The organism is Pseudomonas sp. HMWF021, from assembly GCF_003061005.1.
In the GTDB taxonomy this organism is placed as follows: Bacteria; Pseudomonadota; Gammaproteobacteria; order Pseudomonadales; family Pseudomonadaceae; genus Aquipseudomonas.
Genome location: NZ_QAIK01000010.1, coordinates 1 through 3070, shown reverse-complemented (window position 1 = coordinate 3070; position 3070 = coordinate 1). Strand labels below are relative to the sequence as shown.

Here is a 3070-nt window from a genome sequence, read left to right as displayed (position 1 = left end):
TCGTTCTTTAAAAATTTGGGTATGTGATAGAAAGATAGACTGGATGGCACTTTCACTGGTGTTGTTCAGGCTAAGGTAAAATTTGTGAGTGACTCTTAAGAGTTTTGCGAATTTTCGGCGAATGTCGTCTTCACAGTATAACCAGATTGCTTGGGGTTATATGGTCAAGTGAAGAAGCGCATACGGTGGATGCCTTGGCAGTCAGAGGCGATGAAAGACGTGGTAGCCTGCGAAAAGCTTCGGGGAGTCGGCAAACAGACTTTGATCCGGAGATGTCTGAATGGGGGAACCCAGCCATCACAAGATGGTTATCTTGTACTGAATACATAGGTGCAAGAGGCGAACCAGGGGAACTGAAACATCTAAGTACCCTGAGGAAAAGAAATCAACCGAGATTCCCTTAGTAGTGGCGAGCGAACGGGGACTAGCCCTTAAGTGGCTTTGAGATTAGCGGAACGCTCTGGAAAGTGCGGCCATAGTGGGTGATAGCCCTGTACGCGAAAGTCTCTTAGTCATGAAATCGAGTAGGACGGAGCACGAGAAACTTTGTCTGAATATGGGGGGACCATCCTCCAAGGCTAAATACTACTGACTGACCGATAGTGAACTAGTACCGTGAGGGAAAGGCGAAAAGAACCCCGGAGAGGGGAGTGAAATAGATCCTGAAACCGTATGCGTACAAGCAGTGGGAGCCCACTTTGTTGGGTGACTGCGTACCTTTTGTATAATGGGTCAGCGACTTATTTTCAGTGGCGAGCTTAACCGAATAGGGGAGGCGTAGCGAAAGCGAGTCTTAATAGGGCGTCTAGTCGCTGGGAATAGACCCGAAACCGGGCGATCTATCCATGGGCAGGTTGAAGGTTAGGTAACACTGACTGGAGGACCGAACCGACTACCGTTGAAAAGTTAGCGGATGACCTGTGGATCGGAGTGAAAGGCTAATCAAGCTCGGAGATAGCTGGTTCTCCTCGAAAGCTATTTAGGTAGCGCCTCATGTATCACTGTAGGGGGTAGAGCACTGTTTCGGCTAGGGGGTCATCCCGACTTACCAAACCGATGCAAACTCCGAATACCTACAAGTGCCGAGCATGGGAGACACACGGCGGGTGCTAACGTCCGTCGTGAAAAGGGAAACAACCCAGACCGTCAGCTAAGGTCCCAAAGTTATGGTTAAGTGGGAAACGATGTGGGAAGGCTTAGACAGCTAGGAGGTTGGCTTAGAAGCAGCCACCCTTTAAAGAAAGCGTAATAGCTCACTAGTCGAGTCGGCCTGCGCGGAAGATGTAACGGGGCTCAAACCATACACCGAAGCTACGGGTATCACGCAAGTGATGCGGTAGAGGAGCGTTCTGTAAGCCTGTGAAGGTGAGTTGAGAAGCTTGCTGGAGGTATCAGAAGTGCGAATGCTGACATGAGTAACGACAATGGGTGTGAAAAACACCCACGCCGAAAGACCAAGGTTTCCTGCGCAACGTTAATCGACGCAGGGTTAGTCGGTCCCTAAGGCGAGGCTGAAAAGCGTAGTCGATGGAAAACAGGTTAATATTCCTGTACTTCTGGTTATTGCGATGGAGGGACGGAGAAGGCTAGGCCAGCTTGGCGTTGGTTGTCCAAGTTTAAGGTGGTAGGCTGAGATCTTAGGTAAATCCGGGATCTTAAGGCCGAGAGCTGATGACGAGTTACCCTTTGGGTGACGAAGTGGTTGATGCCATGCTTCCAAGAAAAGCTTCTAAGCTTCAGATAACCAGGAACCGTACCCCAAACCGACACAGGTGGTTGGGTAGAGAATACCAAGGCGCTTGAGAGAACTCGGGTGAAGGAACTAGGCAAAATGGCACCGTAACTTCGGGAGAAGGTGCGCCGGTGAGGGTGAAGGACTTGCTCCGTAAGCTCATGCCGGTCGAAGATACCAGGCCGCTGCGACTGTTTATTAAAAACACAGCACTCTGCAAACACGAAAGTGGACGTATAGGGTGTGACGCCTGCCCGGTGCCGGAAGGTTAATTGATGGGGTTAGCTAACGCGAAGCTCTTGATCGAAGCCCCGGTAAACGGCGGCCGTAACTATAACGGTCCTAAGGTAGCGAAATTCCTTGTCGGGTAAGTTCCGACCTGCACGAATGGCGTAACGATGGCGGCGCTGTCTCCACCCGAGACTCAGTGAAATTGAAATCGCTGTGAAGATGCAGTGTATCCGCGGCTAGACGGAAAGACCCCGTGAACCTTTACTATAGCTTTGCACTGGACTTTGAATTTGCTTGTGTAGGATAGGTGGGAGGCTTTGAAGCGTGGACGCCAGTTCGCGTGGAGCCATCCTTGAAATACCACCCTGGCAACTTTGAGGTTCTAACTCAGGTCCGTTATCCGGATCGAGGACAGTGTATGGTGGGTAGTTTGACTGGGGCGGTCTCCTCCTAAAGAGTAACGGAGGAGTACGAAGGTGCGCTCAGACCGGTCGGAAATCGGTCGTAGAGTATAAAGGCAAAAGCGCGCTTGACTGCGAGACAGACACGTCGAGCAGGTACGAAAGTAGGTCTTAGTGATCCGGTGGTTCTGTATGGAAGGGCCATCGCTCAACGGATAAAAGGTACTCCGGGGATAACAGGCTGATACCGCCCAAGAGTTCATATCGACGGCGGTGTTTGGCACCTCGATGTCGGCTCATCACATCCTGGGGCTGAAGCCGGTCCCAAGGGTATGGCTGTTCGCCATTTAAAGTGGTACGCGAGCTGGGTTTAGAACGTCGTGAGACAGTTCGGTCCCTATCTGCCGTGGACGTTTGAGATTTGAGAGGGGCTGCTCCTAGTACGAGAGGACCGGAGTGGACGAACCTCTGGTGTTCCGGTTGTCACGCCAGTGGCATTGCCGGGTAGCTATGTTCGGGAAAGATAACCGCTGAAAGCATCTAAGCGGGAAACTTGCCTCAAGATGAGATCTCACTGGAACCTTGAGTTCCCTGAAGGGCCGTCGAAGACTACGACGTTGATAGGTTGGGTGTGTAAGCGCTGTGAGGCGTTGAGCTAACCAATACTAATTGCCCGTGAGGCTTGACCATATAACACCCAAGCAAT

General features: G+C 51.4%; 1 rRNA gene. It reads left to right on the top strand.

The annotated features are described in order from the left end of the window. Nucleotides 1-162: 162 nt before the first annotated feature. Nucleotides 163-3054 (top strand): 23S ribosomal RNA (locus tag DBR18_RS00915). The last annotated feature ends 16 nt before the right edge of the window (nucleotides 3055-3070 follow it).